This is a genomic window from Curtobacterium sp. YR515, from assembly GCF_900113095.1.
Lineage (GTDB): Bacteria > Actinomycetota > Actinomycetes > Actinomycetales > Microbacteriaceae > Curtobacterium.
Map to the genome: position 1 here is coordinate 48,107 of NZ_FOOD01000003.1, position 14,115 is coordinate 62,221.

A 14,115-nucleotide genomic window follows, 5' to 3' on the forward strand; every position below is an offset into this window, starting at 1 on the left:
GATCGTTACATGATGCTCGCGGAAGGTAAGAGCCGTCTCAACGACCGGGGTGCACCAGGGTCGTCAGGGCGTCGAGTCGTTCGTGGGCGATCGTGGCGAACGGGCGGTCCTCGTCGTCGGCGATCCACTGCGCGAACGACAGGTGGAACACGGTGACGGCGGTCTCGGCGGCGATGGTCGCGGCGGGCTCCGGCACGCCGCGGTCGCGCAGGACCTCACCCAGTCGGACCTTCAGGGTCGCGAGCTTGCCGAGCTCCCGTTCGCCGAGCGCGGGGTTGCCGTCGATGATGCCCTGGCGTGCGCGCGACCACGGGCGGCGCTCGTCGGGGAAGAACGCGCCGCTGGCGTCGAGCGCGAGCCGGACGAGGTCGAAGGGCGGGGTGCCGGCCGGTGCGGCCTCGATCGGGGTGGTGAACATGCCGAGGAAGTCGTCCTGCCCGGCGAACAGCACTTCGCGCTTGTCGGCGAAGTGTCGGAAGAATGTGCGCTCGGTGACCTCGGCCGCGGCGGCGATCTCGGCGACCGTCGTCTCGTCGTACCCCTGCTCCGCGAAGAGCTGCAGGGCCGTGGCCTGCAGTCGCTCACGGGTCCCGGGTTGCCATCTCGCCATGTCCGCAGTCTACTGATGACAGCGACTGACATCGAGTGCTACGGTGATGTCAGTTCATGACATCACCGCCGTGGACACCTGCGAAGGGAAAGCACATGCACGTGTTCGTCACCGGGGCCTCCGGATGGATCGGCTCCCACACCGTCGACGAGCTCCTCGCCGCCGGACACACCGTCACCGGCCTCGCCCGCTCCGACTCGTCGGCCGCCGCGCTCGAGGCGAAGGGCGTCGCCGTCGTCCGCGGTGACCTCGACGACCTCGACGCCATCCGCCGCGGGGCCGCCGCGTCCGAGGGGGTCCTGCACCTCGCGAACAAGCACGACTGGGCGAACCCGGCCGCCACGAACGCCAGCGAACGCGCCGCGGTCGAGACCATCGGCGAGGCGCTCGTCGGCACCGACCGGCCGTTCGTCGTCGCCTCGGGCGTCGCCGGACTCGCACAGGGCCGCCCCTCGACCGAGGCGGACCCCAACCCGTTCGTCGGCCCGGACAGCATGCGCGGCGGCAGCGAGAACCGCGGGTTCGACTTCGTCGACCAGGGCGTGCGCACCATCGCGGCCCGCTTCAGCCCGACCACGCACGGCACCGGCGACCACGGGTTCATCGCCGCGATCGTCGCCGCCGCACAGCGCACCGGCGTCTCCGGCTACATCGGCGAGGGCACGAACAGCTGGGCCGCCGTGCACGTCACCGATGCCGCTCGGCTCGTCCGGCTCGGCCTCGAGCACGCACCCGCGGGCACGAGGCTGCACGCCGTCGCCGAGACCGCGATCCCGACCCGGGCCATCGCCGAGGCCATCGGCGACGCCCTCGGGCTGCCCGTGACCTCGGTCGACCCGGCCGACGCGGTGTCGCACTTCGGGTTCATCGGGCAGTTCTTCGGCATGGAGATGTCGGCGACGTCCGAGGCCACGCGCGAGCTCCTCGGCTGGGAGCCCACCGGGCCGGGGCTGCTCGAGGACATCGCCGCCGGCGCCTACTCCGACGTGCGGGTGGCGTAGCGCGACCCACCGTCGGCCTGGAGGCGCGTGGCGGCCCCGCCCCGCGCCTCCAGGCCGTCGCCGGTCCGGACCACCGCCGCCGGTCCGGACCACCGCGCCCTTGGTGAGCAGAAATGGTCGGGTCCCGTCTCCGGAACCGACCATTTCTGCTCACCAAGTGGGCGCGCGGGGCGCGGGGGCGCGCCCCGCGGGGCGCGCGGCGCCCGCGCGCCTACTCCGCCTTCTGCATCTGCCAGGGCTCGGGCTCGCGGTCGCCGTTCGGCCGCACGGGCCGGACGTCGCCGACGATCGGGATCGCCCGCTTCCGCATGAACCAGAGGTACCGCACGAAGAAGTGCGATAGCGTCGACAGCCGGTTACCGTTGCCGAGCAGCGACGCGATGTGCACGGCCACCCACGCCGCCCAGGCCACGGGCCCGACCATCGTGATGCCGCCACGGAGCTGGGCCACCGCGGCGTTCGTGCCGATCGTCGCCATCGTGCCCTTGTCGAAGTACTTGAAGTGCTCGGTCGGCTTGCCCGCCATGAGCCGCACGATCTGCCGCGCCGAGTGCCGTCCGCCCTGCAGCGCCGGCTGGGCGAGCTGCGCGAGGGCGTCGTCCTGCGCGGCGATGTCACCGGCGGAGAAGATCCGCTCGACGCCCTTCACGCTGAGGTCGTCGTTCACCTGGATGCGCCCGCCGTGGGTCTGCGGCATGCCCCAGCCGGAGACCTCCTTGTGGGCGGCCACACCGGTCGCCCAGATGACCTGCGACGCCGGGATGAACTCGCCCTCGGCCGTCATCACACCGTCGGGCTTGACCTCGGAGACGCCGGTGTTGAGGCGCAGGACCACGCCGCGCTTGCGGAGGACCTTGGCCGCGTACCGACGCAGCCGCGGGGCGAACGGCTTGAGGAGCTCGCCGCTGCGGTGCACGAGGGTGATCGAGATGTTGCCGCGCTCGATCTCCGGGTACGCGCCGACGAGGGCCTGGTCGCGGAGCTCGGCGAGCGCACCGGCCATCTCCACGCCGGTCGCGCCACCGCCCACGATGACGATCTTGATCTCGTCGGGGCCCTGGTTGGCGGCGGCTTCCTCGAGGCGGGTGAACAGCTCGTCGCGGATGCGGAGCGCCTGCGAGCGGGAGTACATCGAGTAGGCGTACTCGTACGCACCGGGCGTGCCGAAGTAGCTCGTGTTCACGCCGTTCGCGAGGATCAGCCAGTCGTAGTGCAGGTGCTCGCCGTCGGACATCTCGGCGACCCGCTCGACCGGGTCGATGCCGGTGAGCAGCCCGTGCCGGAACTCGGCGTTGCTCTGCTTCGCGCGGAGGCTCCGGAGGAAGTACGTCACGTCGCCGGCGTTCAGCCCACCGGTCGCCACCTGGTACATGAGCGGCTGGAACATGTTGTAGACGTGGCGGTCGACCAGGGTGACCCGCACCGGTGCGTCGGCGAGCTCGCGCATGGCCGCGACACCGGCGAATCCACCGCCGACGATGACGACGTGCGGGCGGGTGTCCTGGGGCATGCTGACTCCGGCTTCCTCGGATGGTGAGATGGTCACCACCGAGGGTACGCGCGGTTCGGACAGTCGTTCGACGGCCGGGAGGCGCTGCGCACCTCCGTCAGGCGTCGAGCCGTGCGTAGGTGCTCACGACGTTGCCCTTGCTCGTCACGGTGCTGTCGACCAAGCGCAGGCGCGTGGGCGGGTCGGTCGGCTCGAAGAGCCTGCGGCCCGAGCCGGCGATCGCCGGGTGCACCATCAGCTGCAGTTCGTCGAGGACCCCCGCGAACAGCAGGCTGCGGACGAGGGTGACGCTGCCGCACACCGCGATGTCGGCGCCGTCCCGCTGCTGCAGCCCGCGGACGAACTCCGGGACGTCGCCCGTGATCCGGGTGCTGTTCTCCCACGCCAGGTCGTCGCCGAGCGTGGTGGACGCCACGTGCTTCTCGATCGGGTTGATCCACTGGCCGAAGGGGTCGTCGGGGTGGGCGGGCCACCACTCGGACCACTCCAGGTAGCTGTTCCTGCCGAGGAGGACGGTGTCGGTGCGGGCCATGAACGCGCCCATGCCCGCACCGAGCTCGTCGTCGAAGGAGTCGTACTGGAAGGTGTACGGGTCCTGCACGACGCCGTCGACCGACGTGAAGAGTCCAGCGGTGACCTTGCGCATGGTCGGAGCGTAGCCCTCAGCCGTTCGCGGAGGAACCGCTCGTGTCCGATCCGGTGCCGGTCCCGGTCCCGCCCTGCGTGCCGTTGCCCGGGAACTGTCCGGTGCCGCCGCCGGGGAACTGGTTCGTGCCGCCGTTCGTGCCCGGCACCTGCGTCGTGGACTGGCTCGTGCCGCCGCCGATCGCGTGTCCGATGGCGAAGCCGATGCCGCCACCGACCAGCAGTGCCGCGAGGCCGACCCCGACGGCCAGCACCTGCCAGAACCACGGCGGTCGCGGGCCGCGCCCGCGCCGGGGCGTCGCCGCGGAGCCGTACCAGGGCGTCGCGCCGTTCGGGGCGCCCGGGTTCCACGAGCCCGCCGGAGGGGCCGGTGTCGCGTACGGGTGCTCGGGCGCCGGCGCCGGCGCCGGGGCGTCGAGCGTCGCGGTCGATGTGGGCGTCGGTGCGGCGCCCCAGCCGGCCGGGCTGGCGGGGTACGGCGTGGTGGGCTGGTGGGCTGCGGGGTCCACGTCGTCGCGGGACTCGCGGGACTCGGGGTTCACGGGGGTGCGCTCGGTCATGAGGACGAGTACAGACCGGTCACCTATGTGCGGGCGATGACGACGCTGGTGCGTCACTGTGCACAGCGCCGTCCGCGTAGCCTCGCATCGTGCGCGCGAGAGTCGAGACCGTCCGGATCGACGGACTCCCCGTGCGCCTGCACACCCTCGCGCCGGCCGGCAGGGTGCACGACGCCCTCGCCCCGACCGTCGTGCTCGTGCACGGCATCGGGATGTCGCACCGGTCGTTCGCACGGTCGCAGCGGGCGCTCGCCGCGACGCACCGGACCGTGAGCGTCGACCTGCCGGGCTTCGGCGGGCTCCCGGCGGCCGGCCGGCGCCTCACCATGACGGAGCTCGGGGACCTCGTCGTCCGCGCCGTGCGGTCCCGCGGGGCCGGGGACCTCGTGCTCGTGGGGCAGTCGATGGGGACGCAGGTCGTCGCCGAGGCGGCCCGCCGGCACCCGGACGCCGTCGCCTCGGTCGTGCTCGTCGGCCCGGTCATCGCCGCCGGTCGTCGTCGGCTGCTCACGCAGGCGCTCGACCTCGGGCGGGACGGCTTCGTCGAGGGCGCCCGGATGAACGCCGTCCTCGTGACCGACTACCTGCGGAGCGTGCGGCAGTACGTGCCCGAACTCCGACCGATGCTCCGCTACCGCCTCGAGGACACCGTCGGCGAGCTCGCGCAGCCGGTGCTGGTCGTCCGTGGCACCGAGGACCCGATCGCGCGCCACGACTGGTCCGCCCGGGTCGCCGCCACCGCCCCGCGCGGCGCGTTCGTCGAGCTGCCGGGGCCGCACCACGTGCAGGAGCGCCAGCCGGTGGCGTTCGCGCGGCTCGTGGGGGAGTTCCGCCGCGTGCAGACCCTGGAGGGGCTGCGGTGACCGACGCGACCACGTCGGGGACGGACGGGACGCGCACGGACCGCACCGCGCCTCCCGTCCACGTCTCCCTGCTCCGCCGCACCCGGTGGGCCGTCCTCGACTGGTGGTACGCGATCCGCTGGCAGGTGCGGAGCCTCGGGCCGACGACCGCCGACGACTACCGGAGCGGCGACGGCCAGCCCGTCGTCGTCGTGCCCGGCGTCTACGAGACCTGGCACTTCATGCGTCCGCTCATGGACGCCCTGCACGACCGCGGACACCCCGTGCACGTGCTGCCGGTGCTGCGGCACAACCTGCGTCCGGTGCCGGAGTCCGCGGCGGAGGTGCTCGCCTACCTCGACGAACACGACCTCCGCGACGTCCTGCTCGTCGCGCACAGCAAGGGCGGGCTGATCGGGAAGTACGCGATGACGCGCCTCGACGACCGCGCGCGGATCGACCGCATGGTGGCGGTGTCGACGCCGTTCGCGGGCTCCGGGTACGCGCGGCTCGCACCCGTCCGCCACCTGCGGGCGTTCCGGTCGAGCGACCCGGTGCTCGCCGGCCTCGCACGGGAGCTCGACGCGAACGCCCGGATCACCAGCGTGTACGGCGTCTTCGACACGCTCATCCCCGAGGGCAGTGCGCTCGCCGGAGCGACGAACGTGCGGGTCCCGGTCGGCGGGCACTTCCGCATCCTCGGCGACCCGCGCACGCGTGCGGCGGTGCTGGCAGCGGCGGATCCGGACCACCCGGGCACGGCCGAGCCCCGGCCTGGCCCGACCCCGGCCTGAGCCCTAGGCGCCCGGCAGGAACAGGCAGAACGGGTGTCCGTCGGGGTCGAGCAGCACGCGGACGTCCTCCTGCGGCTGGAACGCCGCCTGACGAGCGCCGAGCCCCTCCGCCCTGGTCACCGCCGCCGGCAGGTCCTCCACCTGGAAGTCGAGGTGCAGCTGCATGCCGGGGGCGTCCTCGGTGCCGGGCCACGTGGGCGCCACGTAGGCGGGTTCGTACTGCACGGAGAGGCCCGGGCCGTCCTCGGGGCGGATGCGGGCCCAGGTCGGGTCGTCCTCGTGGACGGTCCAGCCGGTCAGCGCGCCGTAGAACCGGGCGAGCGCCAGGGGGTCCGGCGACTGCAGCACGGTGGCGGCGAGCGTCGGCATCGACGGGTCAGCAGCGGTCATGCGGCGGAGCGTACGCCGGACCCGCCCGCCCCGGTCAGCGCGTGGCCACGCTCGCGCGCTCGACGATCCGGTGCGGCACCACGACGGTCTCGGGCGGAGCCTCGCGGTCCTCGATCCGCCGGGTGAGCAGGTCGAGCGCCGCCGTCGCGAACGCCCGTCGGTCGAACGACACCGTGCTCAGCGCGGGGATCGCGTACGCGGCCCCGTCGACGTCGTCGAACCCGATCACGCTCACCTGCTCCGGGACCCGCACACCACGCGCGGCGAGGACGTGCAGCACGCCGAACGCGATCGAGTCGGTGAACGCGAACACCGCGTCGGGCAGCGGGTGCTCGTCGAGCCACGCCGCGAACGCCGACGCCGCCGCACTGGTCGACCACGCCGGCAGCGGGACCCGCAGCTCCGGGTCCGCACCGATGCCCGCTGCCGCGAGGCCGGCGAGGTACCCGCGCTCCCGCAGCTCGCTCGTCGCGGTGGCCTCGACGTCACGGGCGGCACCGACGATCGCGATCCGACGGTGGCCCCGTCCGACGAGGTACGACGTCACCTGCTCGGCCGCGGCACGGCTGTCGACGTGCACCTGGTCGACGTGCTCGGGCTCCACCTCGCCGATGACGACGGTCGGGGGCAGCCCCTCGGTCGAGGCGAGGACGCTCGCGCTGAGCGACACCGGGTTGAGGATCAGCCCGTCGACGAGGTGCGCTCGGGCACGCGAGACGAGGTCCCGCTCGCGGGCGGGGTCGTTCGCGGTCTGGTCGAGCTGCACGGTCCAACCGCGCTCCCGCGAGAGCTCGACGAACCACTGCGCGAGTTCGGCCGAGTAGGCGCTGGCCATCTCGGGGAGCGTCAGGGCGATCGCACCCGAGCGTCCGTTGCGCAGACCCCGGGCGGACAGGTTCGGCACGTAGTCGAGCTCGGTGAGTGCCTGCTCGACCCGTGCGCGGGTCTCCGGGCGCACCACGACACCGCCGTTGATGACGTTGGAGACGGTCTTCGGCGACACCCCGGCGAGGGCAGCCACGTCCCGCACGGTCGCGCGCATCGCCACGAGCGTAGCGCGGCTGCGGCTCAGGGACGCACGTACCGGTGCACGTACGTGGTGTAGCCGACGGGGACGGTCGCGCTCCCGGCGGTCTCCGGATCGTCGTCGAGCACGCGCCGCACCCGGTCGAGGAGGGCGGTGCGCTCGTCCGGCGGCAGCACGATGACGTAGCTGCGCGAGGCGACCATGTCGAGGAACGCCGACCGGTCCTGCTCGTGCACCCACGGGAACCGCTCGTGCTCGACGGCGCCGTCGTCGAACGGTGCTCCGACGACCGGCGCGCTCTGGACGCTCGCCCGCGACTCGGGCTGGGCCAGGATCGCGCTGATCCGGGCGGACCAGGGCCGGGTCTCGTCGCGGACGTTCCACACCAGACCGAGCACGCCGCCGGGGCGGAGGACCCGGGCCACCTCCTGCGACCCCCGCACCGGGTCGACCCAGTGCCACGCCTGCGCGAAGGTCACGGCGTCGGCGCTCCCGTCGGCGAGGGGGATCGACTCGCCGGTCCCCGCGAGCGCCCGCACGTCGGGCAGCACCGCGGTGAGCCGGTCGCGCATCGCCGGGTCCGGTTCGACGGCGACGACCTCGGCGGCGCGTCCGACGAGGCTCCGCGTGAACTTGCCGGTCCCCGCGCCGACGTCGGCGACGAGTCGGGCGTCCGCCGGCAGGAGCCAGTCGACCGCCGCGTCCGGGTACCCCGGCCGTCCGCGCTCGTAGGCGTCGGCAGCGGCTCCGAACGAGTTGGCGTACTGCTCGAGGGTCATGCGTCCAGCATGCCCCGACCGGCCGGGTGGCGGACCGGAGGCGCGGGTCGGGCCGGTCGCGCGCCTCCCGTCCGGCCGTGTGGCGGACTGGAGGCGCGGGTCGGGGCCGCCACGCGCCTCCCGTCCGCAGTGGGGTCGCCGGGCGACGCGTCGCTCACGCCGTCGGGACGGGCACCGTCCTGCCTGTCCGCACCGACTCCTGTGCCGCGAGGACGATCGACAGCGTCCGCAACCCGACCTGCACGTCGGGCTGGGGCTGCACGCCGTCCCGCACCGCGTCGAGGAACGTCCGCAGCATCGGCACGTCGTGGTCCGCCCCGTACCGCAGCTCGATCGGCCGGCCGCCGACCGCGTCGAGCCCCCTGGCCGCCGCGCCGAAGAAGTCGACCGACACCGTGCCGCTCGTCCCCGCGACGTCGAGCGTCAGGCCGCCCCACGCGGGCGCCGTGTCCGGGCGGCTCCACGAGCAGTCGATCGCGACGACCATCCCGGTGTCGTAGGTCACCGTCACGAGCCCGGCCGTCTCGGCCCGTGCGCGCTCGGCGTGCAGCACGCGGTTCGCGACGGCGGTGACGGACACCGGTCGCGCGCCGGTCAGCCCGTCGACGAGGTCGGCGACGTGCACGACGTGGTCGACGATCGCGCCGCCGCCGCTCAGCGCCGGGTCCGTGAACCAGTCGCGCGTGAGCGGCAGCATGCCGTTGTTCGCGCCACGGACCGAGAACACCGTGCCGAGCGCACCCGACGCGTGCGTGGCCCGCAACCGGTCGAACGCCGACGCGAACCGCACCGGGTAGGCCATCATCAGCGTGACCCCGGCGCGCTGCACGGCGTCGCGGATCGCGAGGCCGTCCTCCCACGAGGTGGCGAGCGGCTTCTCGCAGAGCACGTGTGCGCCGGCGGCGGCGGCCCGTTCGACGAACTCGCGGTGCCGCGCGTTCTCGCTCGTGACCACGACGGCGTCCGGTCCCCACGCGAGGAGGTCGTCGACCGTGTCGGCGTGGTCGACGCCGAGCGCTCCGGTGAGGTCAGCGCCCCGGAGTTCGCCGAGGGTCGTGCCGGTCGAGACGCCGCCGGGGTCCGTCCCGCGCACCTCGACGTCGGGCATCGCGGCGAGCGCCGAGAGGTACCCGATCGCGTGCGTGTGGGCGAAGGACAGGACGCCGACGCGGAGGGTCACAGCGTCACCTCCACGGGTTGTCCGGACTCGATCGACGCCAGGGCGGCATTGGAGAGGCGCACCGCGACGGCACCGTCCGCCGCACTGACGCGGGGGAGCGGCCCGCCGTCGAACGCGGCGACGAAGTCCGCGAGCTCGAGGGCGTACGGGTCCTCGGCGGGGTCGACGGACGGCAGGAACCCGTCGACGGCGGTCGGGGTCGCGAGGTCGGCGCGAGTGTCCTCCTCGGCGAGGGACGAGTGCGACAGGCTGCCGCGCGTGCCGGTCACCGAGTACTCCGTGCTGAAGGCCAGGTGCGGTGGTCCCCAGAGTCCGGCGACGTGGCTGATCGCGCCGGACGCGTGCGTGAGGAGGACGTGCGCGGCCTCGACCGGGTGCTCGTCGTCGCCCGTGCGGACGGTGACGGCGGACACCCGGGTGACCGGACCGGCGACCCAGCGGGCGATGTCGAGGTCGTGGATCATCTGGTCCATCACGATGCCGCCGGACTCTGCCCGGTCGCCGAACCACGCGACTCGGGTCGGGAACGCCCCGGAGCGGGAGAAGCGCAGGACGGCGAGGTCGCCCAGGAGGCCCGTGGTGACGGCCTCGTGCAGGCGCCGGTACGCGGGGAACCAGCGGACGACGTGCGCCGGGTAGAGCTGCAGGCCCGCGTCCGCCGCCCGGGCGACGAGGTCGTCGGCGTCGGCGTCGGTGCGTGCGAGGGGCTTCTCGGAGACGACGTGCCTGCCCGCCGCGAGTGCCGCGCGGACGACGGTGGCGTGGGCCGGTGTCGGGACGACCACGTCGACGACGTCGACCGCGGCGAGCAGCTCGTCGAGCGAGTCGGCGACGGTGATCGTGCTGCCGACCCGTAGGGCCTCGTCCGCGAAGGCGGCGGCGAGCGCGGGCGCACCGTCCTGCGAGTGCACGACGAGGTCGCCCAGGCGGAGGAGCCCGGGGACGTGCGCGACCGCGATGCCGCCGGCGCCCACGAGTCCGATCCGCCGGCGTGGTCGGGGTGCTGACTGCAGCGTCATGGAGCCAGCGTAGAGGTCCGCCGGACGCGGTGCGGCGATGCGACCCGGCTTCGTCCCGATGGACCGTTACAACGATGGAAACGTTTGGCAACGGGTTGCCGCACGGTTGCCGTCACCGCCAGGGTCGCTCCAGGAATCCAACGGAGGGGGCCACCGAGTGACGAAGCTCGACGACCGTGCGACGGACCGCACGAGGACCGCTGCACAGCGCGACCCGGGAGCGGCACCACCACCCGACCCCGGGCTCCGGCGGCGCAGCACGTGGCAGCGGATCCGCCGTGACCGCGTCCTCCTGCTCATGGGCCTGCCCGGCGTCGCGCTCCTGCTCGGGTTCCACTACCTGCCGCTGCTCGGGAACCTCATCGCGTTCCAGGAGTACCTGCCCTTCGTGCCGCTCGGCCGCAGCCCCTGGGTCGGCGTCGAGAACTTCTCCGTCATCTTCGACGGCGACCCCGAGTTCCTCCGCGCCCTCGGCAACACGCTGCTCATCACGCTCGTGCAGGTCGTGTTCGTGTTCCCGGCGCCGATCATCCTCGCGCTCATGCTCAACTCGCTGCTCTCCGAGCGGATCAAGCAGGTCGTGCAGTCGGTGCTGTACCTGCCGCACTTCCTGTCGTGGGTGATCGTGGTCGCGGTGTTCCAGCAGATCGTCGGCGGGTCCGGGCTCGTGAACAACGCCATCCGCGCGGCCGGCGGTGACGCGGTCGACTTCCTCGGCAACCCGAACGGGTTCATCGCCCTGCTGACCAGCCAGGTGATCTGGAAGGACACCGGGTGGGCGACGATCCTGTTCCTCGCGGTCCTCAGCCAGATCGACGCGAGCCTGTACGAGGCCGCGAAGATGGACGGCGCGAGTCGCTGGCGGCAGCTCTGGCACGTCACGCTGCCCGGCATGCGCGGCATCATCATCCTGCTGCTCATCCTCCGGCTCGGCGACTCCCTGACCGTCGGGTTCGAGCAGATCCTCCTGCAGCAGCAGGCCGTCGGCCGGGCCGCGAGCGAGGTCCTCGACACCTACGTCTACAACAACGGCGTGCTCGGCGGGCAGTGGGGCGTCGCCGCAGCGGTCGGGCTCGTGAAGGGCGTCGTCGGCGTCCTGCTCGTCCTCGGCGCCAACAAGCTCGCGCACGTCTTCGGCGAAGCGGGCGTCTACCAAAAGGAGGCGAAGTGACCGCCACGCACACCGTGACCGTCCCCCGGACGAAGAAGCGCCGCCGCGGTGGCCCGGACGCGCCCCCGCTGCCCGGACGGCTGCTCACCGGGTTCGTCCTGCTCGTGATCTGCCTCGTCGTCATCCTGCCGTTCGTCGGCATCGTGTCGACCAGCCTCGCGCCCGTCGCCCAGGTGAACGACGCCGGCGGGTTCGTGATGTGGCCGCAGGGACTCGACCTCGGCGCGTACCAGAGCATCTTCGCCGGCGGCGTCGTCACCCGCGCGATGCTCGTCAGCATCGGGATCACCGTCGTCGGGACGCTCATCAGCCTGTTCGTCAGCGCGATGCTCGCCTACGCCCTGAGCCGTCCGGGGTCGTACGGCTCCGGGTTCGTCCTGAGCCTCGTGCTGGTCAGCCTGCTGTTCGCGCCCGGGCTCATCCCGAACTACCTCGTCGTGAAGGAGTTCGGGCTGCTCGACTCGTACTGGGCCCTGATCCTCCCGACGGCCCTCAGCGCGTTCAACGTCATCGTGATGCGGTCGTTCTTCATGGCGATCCCGAAGGAGCTCATCGAGTCCGCCCGCATCGACGGTGCCGGCGACTTCCAGGTCTTCTGGCGGATCGTGCTCCCACTGTCCAAGGCCGTCCTCGCCGTGATCGGCCTGTTCTACGCGGTCGGCTACTGGAACGCCTTCTTCAACGCGCTGCTCTACATCAACGACACCGCGAAGTGGCCGCTCCAGCTCGTGCTGCGCACCTACGTCATCAACAACGCGCAGCTCGGCGGCGCCGACCTCGGCACGTCCTCCGACGCGCTGCCCCCGCAGGCCTCGATCCAGATGGCGATCCTCGTCGTCTCGATCGTGCCGATCCTCATCGTCTACCCGTTCCTGCAGCGGCACTTCGCCAAGGGTGTCCTGACCGGCGCGGTGAAGGGCTGACCATGACCACCTCCATCAGCCGCCGCGCGCTCGTCGCGGGCGGACTCGGGATCGCCGCCACGACCCTCCTGGCCAGCTGCTCGACCGTGACCCGGTCCACCGACGTCCGGGCCATCAACAAGGCCGTCCAGCTGCCGGACTACGTCCCGTGGACCGGCGGCCCCGAGCCCGTCCTGCCGAAGACGAGCCCGCTCATGCCGAGCGCCTTCCGGAAGATCCCGGCGACGCTCGTGCCCACCAGGGGCAAGCCCGGCGACGGTTCGACCGTGCACGGCAGCGTGCCCACCAACTCGCCCGTCCCGCCGTCGAAGGGGAGCAACCCGTACTGGCAGGGCCTCGACGAGCGGATGGGGATCGACCTCGACCTGACGATCACCCCGAACGCGGACTTCGGCAACAAGTTCGCCACCCAGGTCGCGGGCGACACCCTCGGCGACGTCTTCACGATCAACCAGGCGTTCTCCTACCTGCCGCAGTTCCTCGAGGCGAAGGCCGCCGACCTCAGCCCGTACCTCTCCGGCAGCGGCGTCCGCGACTACCCGTACCTGGCGAACCTGCCGACCGCGTCGTGGCGCGGGACGGTGTTCTCCGGCGGCATCTACGGCGTCCCCGTGCCCCGCGGGCCGCTGACCTCGCAGGCGCTGCACCGCCGCCAGGACCGCTTCGAGCGGCTCGGCGTCGACCCGTCGTTCTCGAGCGTCGACGAGTTCGTGCAGCTCTGCCGGCAGGTCTCCGACCCGCACGCGAACCGCTGGGCCCTGGCCTCGGTGCCGACGAGCATCCTCGCGCCGATGCTCGGCCTGCCGAACCAGTGGCAGGAGCAGGGCGGGCGGCTCACCCACATGTACGAGCTCGAGGAGTACGTGGAGCTCCTCGACGTGTCGCGCCGGCTCATCGCCGAGGACCTCGTCCACCCCGACAGCGTCACGGCCTACAACGGCAAGGTCTGGTTCGTGCAGGGCTCCGCGCTGATGCTGTCCGACACGTACAGCGCGATCCCGGGACTCCTGCAGCAGGCCACGCCCGGCTCCGGGTTCGAGCTGACGATCGCCCCGTTCGTCGGACCGTCGGGAGGCGCTGCGAAGCCCTGGTTGGGTGACCCGAACAACACGATCACGTCCGTGGCCGCGGGCTCCGAGTCCCGGGTGCGGATGCTCCTCGAGGTCCTGAACTGGTGCGCGTCGCCGTTCGGCACCGAGGCCTGGACCTACCGCAAGTTCGGCATCGAGGGGCGCGACTTCGAGTACCGCGACGGCGCCCCGGTCCTGACGAAGACCGGCAACAGCGAGACCGCGCTCGGCGAGTTCCCGCTGCAGTACTTCACCGAGTGCCCGCTGCCGCTCTACTACGCGGGCAATCCGACGATGACCGACACCGTGTACGAGTCGCTGGCGTCCTGGCTCGACCGCGGACTGCCGAACCCCGTCTACGGCCTGTACTCGCCGACGAACTCGACGAAGGGACCGGCGGTCGGCACGTTCGCGACGAACGCGATCAACGACGTGCTGCTCGGGCGGGCGACGGTCTCGTCGTGGCGGGCGACGGTGCGCGACTGGCGCCGCCGGGGCGGCGACGCGATCCGCCGCGAGTACGAGCAGGCGCTGGAGGCGCGCGCCTCCTGACGCGGCTGCTGACGGACGGGAGGCGCGGGTCGGCCCCGCCCC

General features: G+C 72.7%; 15 protein-coding genes. 6 read left to right on the forward strand and 9 right to left on the reverse strand.

What is annotated here, in order from left to right; all coding sequences use genetic code 11:
- Positions 1–37 precede the first annotated feature (37 nt).
- Positions 38–610, reverse strand: a complete 573-nt coding sequence (locus tag BM028_RS08370) for a TetR/AcrR family transcriptional regulator (RefSeq protein WP_070418073.1) — start codon at positions 608–610, stop codon at positions 38–40.
- 95 nt (positions 611–705) lie between these two features.
- Between BM028_RS08370 and BM028_RS08375 the strand changes: the two genes are divergently transcribed.
- On the forward strand, positions 706–1,611 hold the full coding sequence (locus BM028_RS08375) for an SDR family oxidoreductase (protein WP_071296088.1): 906 nt from the start codon (positions 706–708) through the stop codon (positions 1,609–1,611).
- A gap of 211 nt (positions 1,612–1,822) precedes the next feature.
- Here BM028_RS08375 and BM028_RS08380 read toward each other — a convergent pair whose 3' ends face one another.
- The 3 genes from BM028_RS08380 to BM028_RS08390 all read right to left on the reverse strand — a co-directional run bounded on the left by BM028_RS08380 (position 1,823) and on the right by BM028_RS08390 (position 4,326).
- Positions 1,823–3,157, reverse strand: a complete 1,335-nt coding sequence (locus tag BM028_RS08380; RefSeq protein WP_229086779.1) for an NAD(P)/FAD-dependent oxidoreductase — start codon at positions 3,155–3,157, stop codon at positions 1,823–1,825.
- Between the two features lie 61 nt (positions 3,158–3,218).
- Complete coding sequence (locus tag BM028_RS08385) at positions 3,219–3,767, reverse strand: dihydrofolate reductase family protein (protein WP_070418076.1); 549 nt, start codon at positions 3,765–3,767, stop codon at positions 3,219–3,221.
- 16 nt (positions 3,768–3,783) lie between these two features.
- Positions 3,784–4,326, reverse strand: a complete 543-nt coding sequence (locus tag BM028_RS08390) for a hypothetical protein (protein ID WP_092385915.1) — start codon at positions 4,324–4,326, stop codon at positions 3,784–3,786.
- Positions 4,327–4,415: 89 nt separating this feature from the next.
- Between BM028_RS08390 and BM028_RS08395 the strand changes: the two genes are divergently transcribed.
- Both BM028_RS08395 and BM028_RS08400 read left to right on the forward strand, forming a co-directional pair.
- Positions 4,416–5,189, forward strand: coding sequence for an alpha/beta fold hydrolase (locus tag BM028_RS08395; protein WP_071296085.1), 774 nt, complete (start codon positions 4,416–4,418; stop codon positions 5,187–5,189).
- Positions 5,186–5,962 (forward strand): esterase/lipase family protein, encoded by a 777-nt coding sequence (locus BM028_RS08400; protein ID WP_254789492.1) that lies wholly within the window; start codon positions 5,186–5,188, stop codon positions 5,960–5,962. Before BM028_RS08395 ends, BM028_RS08400 begins: the two co-directional genes overlap by 4 nt.
- A 3-nt stretch (positions 5,963–5,965) precedes the next feature.
- Here BM028_RS08400 and BM028_RS08405 read toward each other — a convergent pair whose 3' ends face one another.
- The 5 genes from BM028_RS08405 to BM028_RS08425 all read right to left on the reverse strand — a co-directional run bounded on the left by BM028_RS08405 (position 5,966) and on the right by BM028_RS08425 (position 10,357).
- Entirely contained in the window at positions 5,966–6,352 is a 387-nt protein-coding gene (locus tag BM028_RS08405; RefSeq protein WP_071302846.1) for a VOC family protein, read from the reverse strand.
- Positions 6,353–6,386: 34 nt separating this feature from the next.
- A complete protein-coding gene (locus BM028_RS08410; protein WP_092386582.1) occupies positions 6,387–7,394 on the reverse strand; it encodes a LacI family DNA-binding transcriptional regulator in 1,008 nt (335 codons plus the stop codon).
- Between the two features lie 26 nt (positions 7,395–7,420).
- Positions 7,421–8,158 (reverse strand): class I SAM-dependent methyltransferase, encoded by a 738-nt coding sequence (locus tag BM028_RS08415; RefSeq protein ID WP_092385918.1) that lies wholly within the window; start codon positions 8,156–8,158, stop codon positions 7,421–7,423.
- A 154-nt stretch (positions 8,159–8,312) separates the two neighbouring features.
- Positions 8,313–9,338, reverse strand: a complete 1,026-nt coding sequence (locus BM028_RS08420; RefSeq protein ID WP_092385920.1) for a Gfo/Idh/MocA family protein — start codon at positions 9,336–9,338, stop codon at positions 8,313–8,315.
- Positions 9,335–10,357, reverse strand: a complete 1,023-nt coding sequence (locus tag BM028_RS08425) for a Gfo/Idh/MocA family protein (protein WP_092385922.1) — start codon at positions 10,355–10,357, stop codon at positions 9,335–9,337. Before BM028_RS08425 ends, BM028_RS08420 begins: the two co-directional genes overlap by 4 nt.
- Positions 10,358–10,514: 157 nt before the next feature.
- On the opposite strand from BM028_RS08425, the gene BM028_RS08430 reads away from it, so the two are divergent.
- The 3 genes from BM028_RS08430 to BM028_RS08440 are packed head-to-tail and all read left to right on the forward strand — an operon-like array spanning position 10,515 to position 14,073.
- A complete protein-coding gene (locus BM028_RS08430; protein WP_254789495.1) occupies positions 10,515–11,528 on the forward strand; it encodes an ABC transporter permease in 1,014 nt (337 codons plus the stop codon).
- Positions 11,525–12,451 carry a carbohydrate ABC transporter permease gene (locus tag BM028_RS08435; RefSeq protein WP_175496031.1) on the forward strand — a complete coding sequence of 309 codons (927 nt, stop codon included), beginning with the start codon at positions 11,525–11,527 and terminating at the stop codon, positions 12,449–12,451. The genes BM028_RS08430 and BM028_RS08435 overlap by 4 nt, the downstream gene beginning before the upstream one ends.
- Before the next feature lie 2 nt (positions 12,452–12,453).
- Positions 12,454–14,073, forward strand: a complete 1,620-nt coding sequence (locus BM028_RS08440) for a type 2 periplasmic-binding domain-containing protein (RefSeq protein WP_092385924.1) — start codon at positions 12,454–12,456, stop codon at positions 14,071–14,073.
- Positions 14,074–14,115: the final 42 nt, after the last annotated feature.

Bases quoted from the DNA above. Each gene is read 5' to 3' on its own strand.
- BM028_RS08370 (WP_070418073.1), bottom strand. From the start codon at position 610: ATGGCGAGATGGCAACCCGGGACCCGTGAGCGACTGCAGGCCACGGCC.
- BM028_RS08375 (WP_071296088.1), top strand. From the start codon at position 706: ATGCACGTGTTCGTCACCGGGGCCTCCGGATGGATCGGCTCCCACACC.
- BM028_RS08385 (WP_070418076.1), bottom strand. From the start codon at position 3,767: ATGCGCAAGGTCACCGCTGGACTCTTCACGTCGGTCGACGGCGTCGTG.
- BM028_RS08390 (WP_092385915.1), bottom strand. From the start codon at position 4,326: ATGACCGAGCGCACCCCCGTGAACCCCGAGTCCCGCGAGTCCCGCGAC.
- BM028_RS08405 (WP_071302846.1), bottom strand. From the start codon at position 6,352: ATGACCGCTGCTGACCCGTCGATGCCGACGCTCGCCGCCACCGTGCTG.
- BM028_RS08410 (WP_092386582.1), bottom strand. From the start codon at position 7,394: ATGCGCGCGACCGTGCGGGACGTGGCTGCCCTCGCCGGGGTGTCGCCG.
- BM028_RS08415 (WP_092385918.1), bottom strand. From the start codon at position 8,158: ATGACCCTCGAGCAGTACGCCAACTCGTTCGGAGCCGCTGCCGACGCC.
- BM028_RS08425 (WP_092385922.1), bottom strand. From the start codon at position 10,357: ATGACGCTGCAGTCAGCACCCCGACCACGCCGGCGGATCGGACTCGTG.
- BM028_RS08440 (WP_092385924.1), top strand. From the start codon at position 12,454: ATGACCACCTCCATCAGCCGCCGCGCGCTCGTCGCGGGCGGACTCGGG.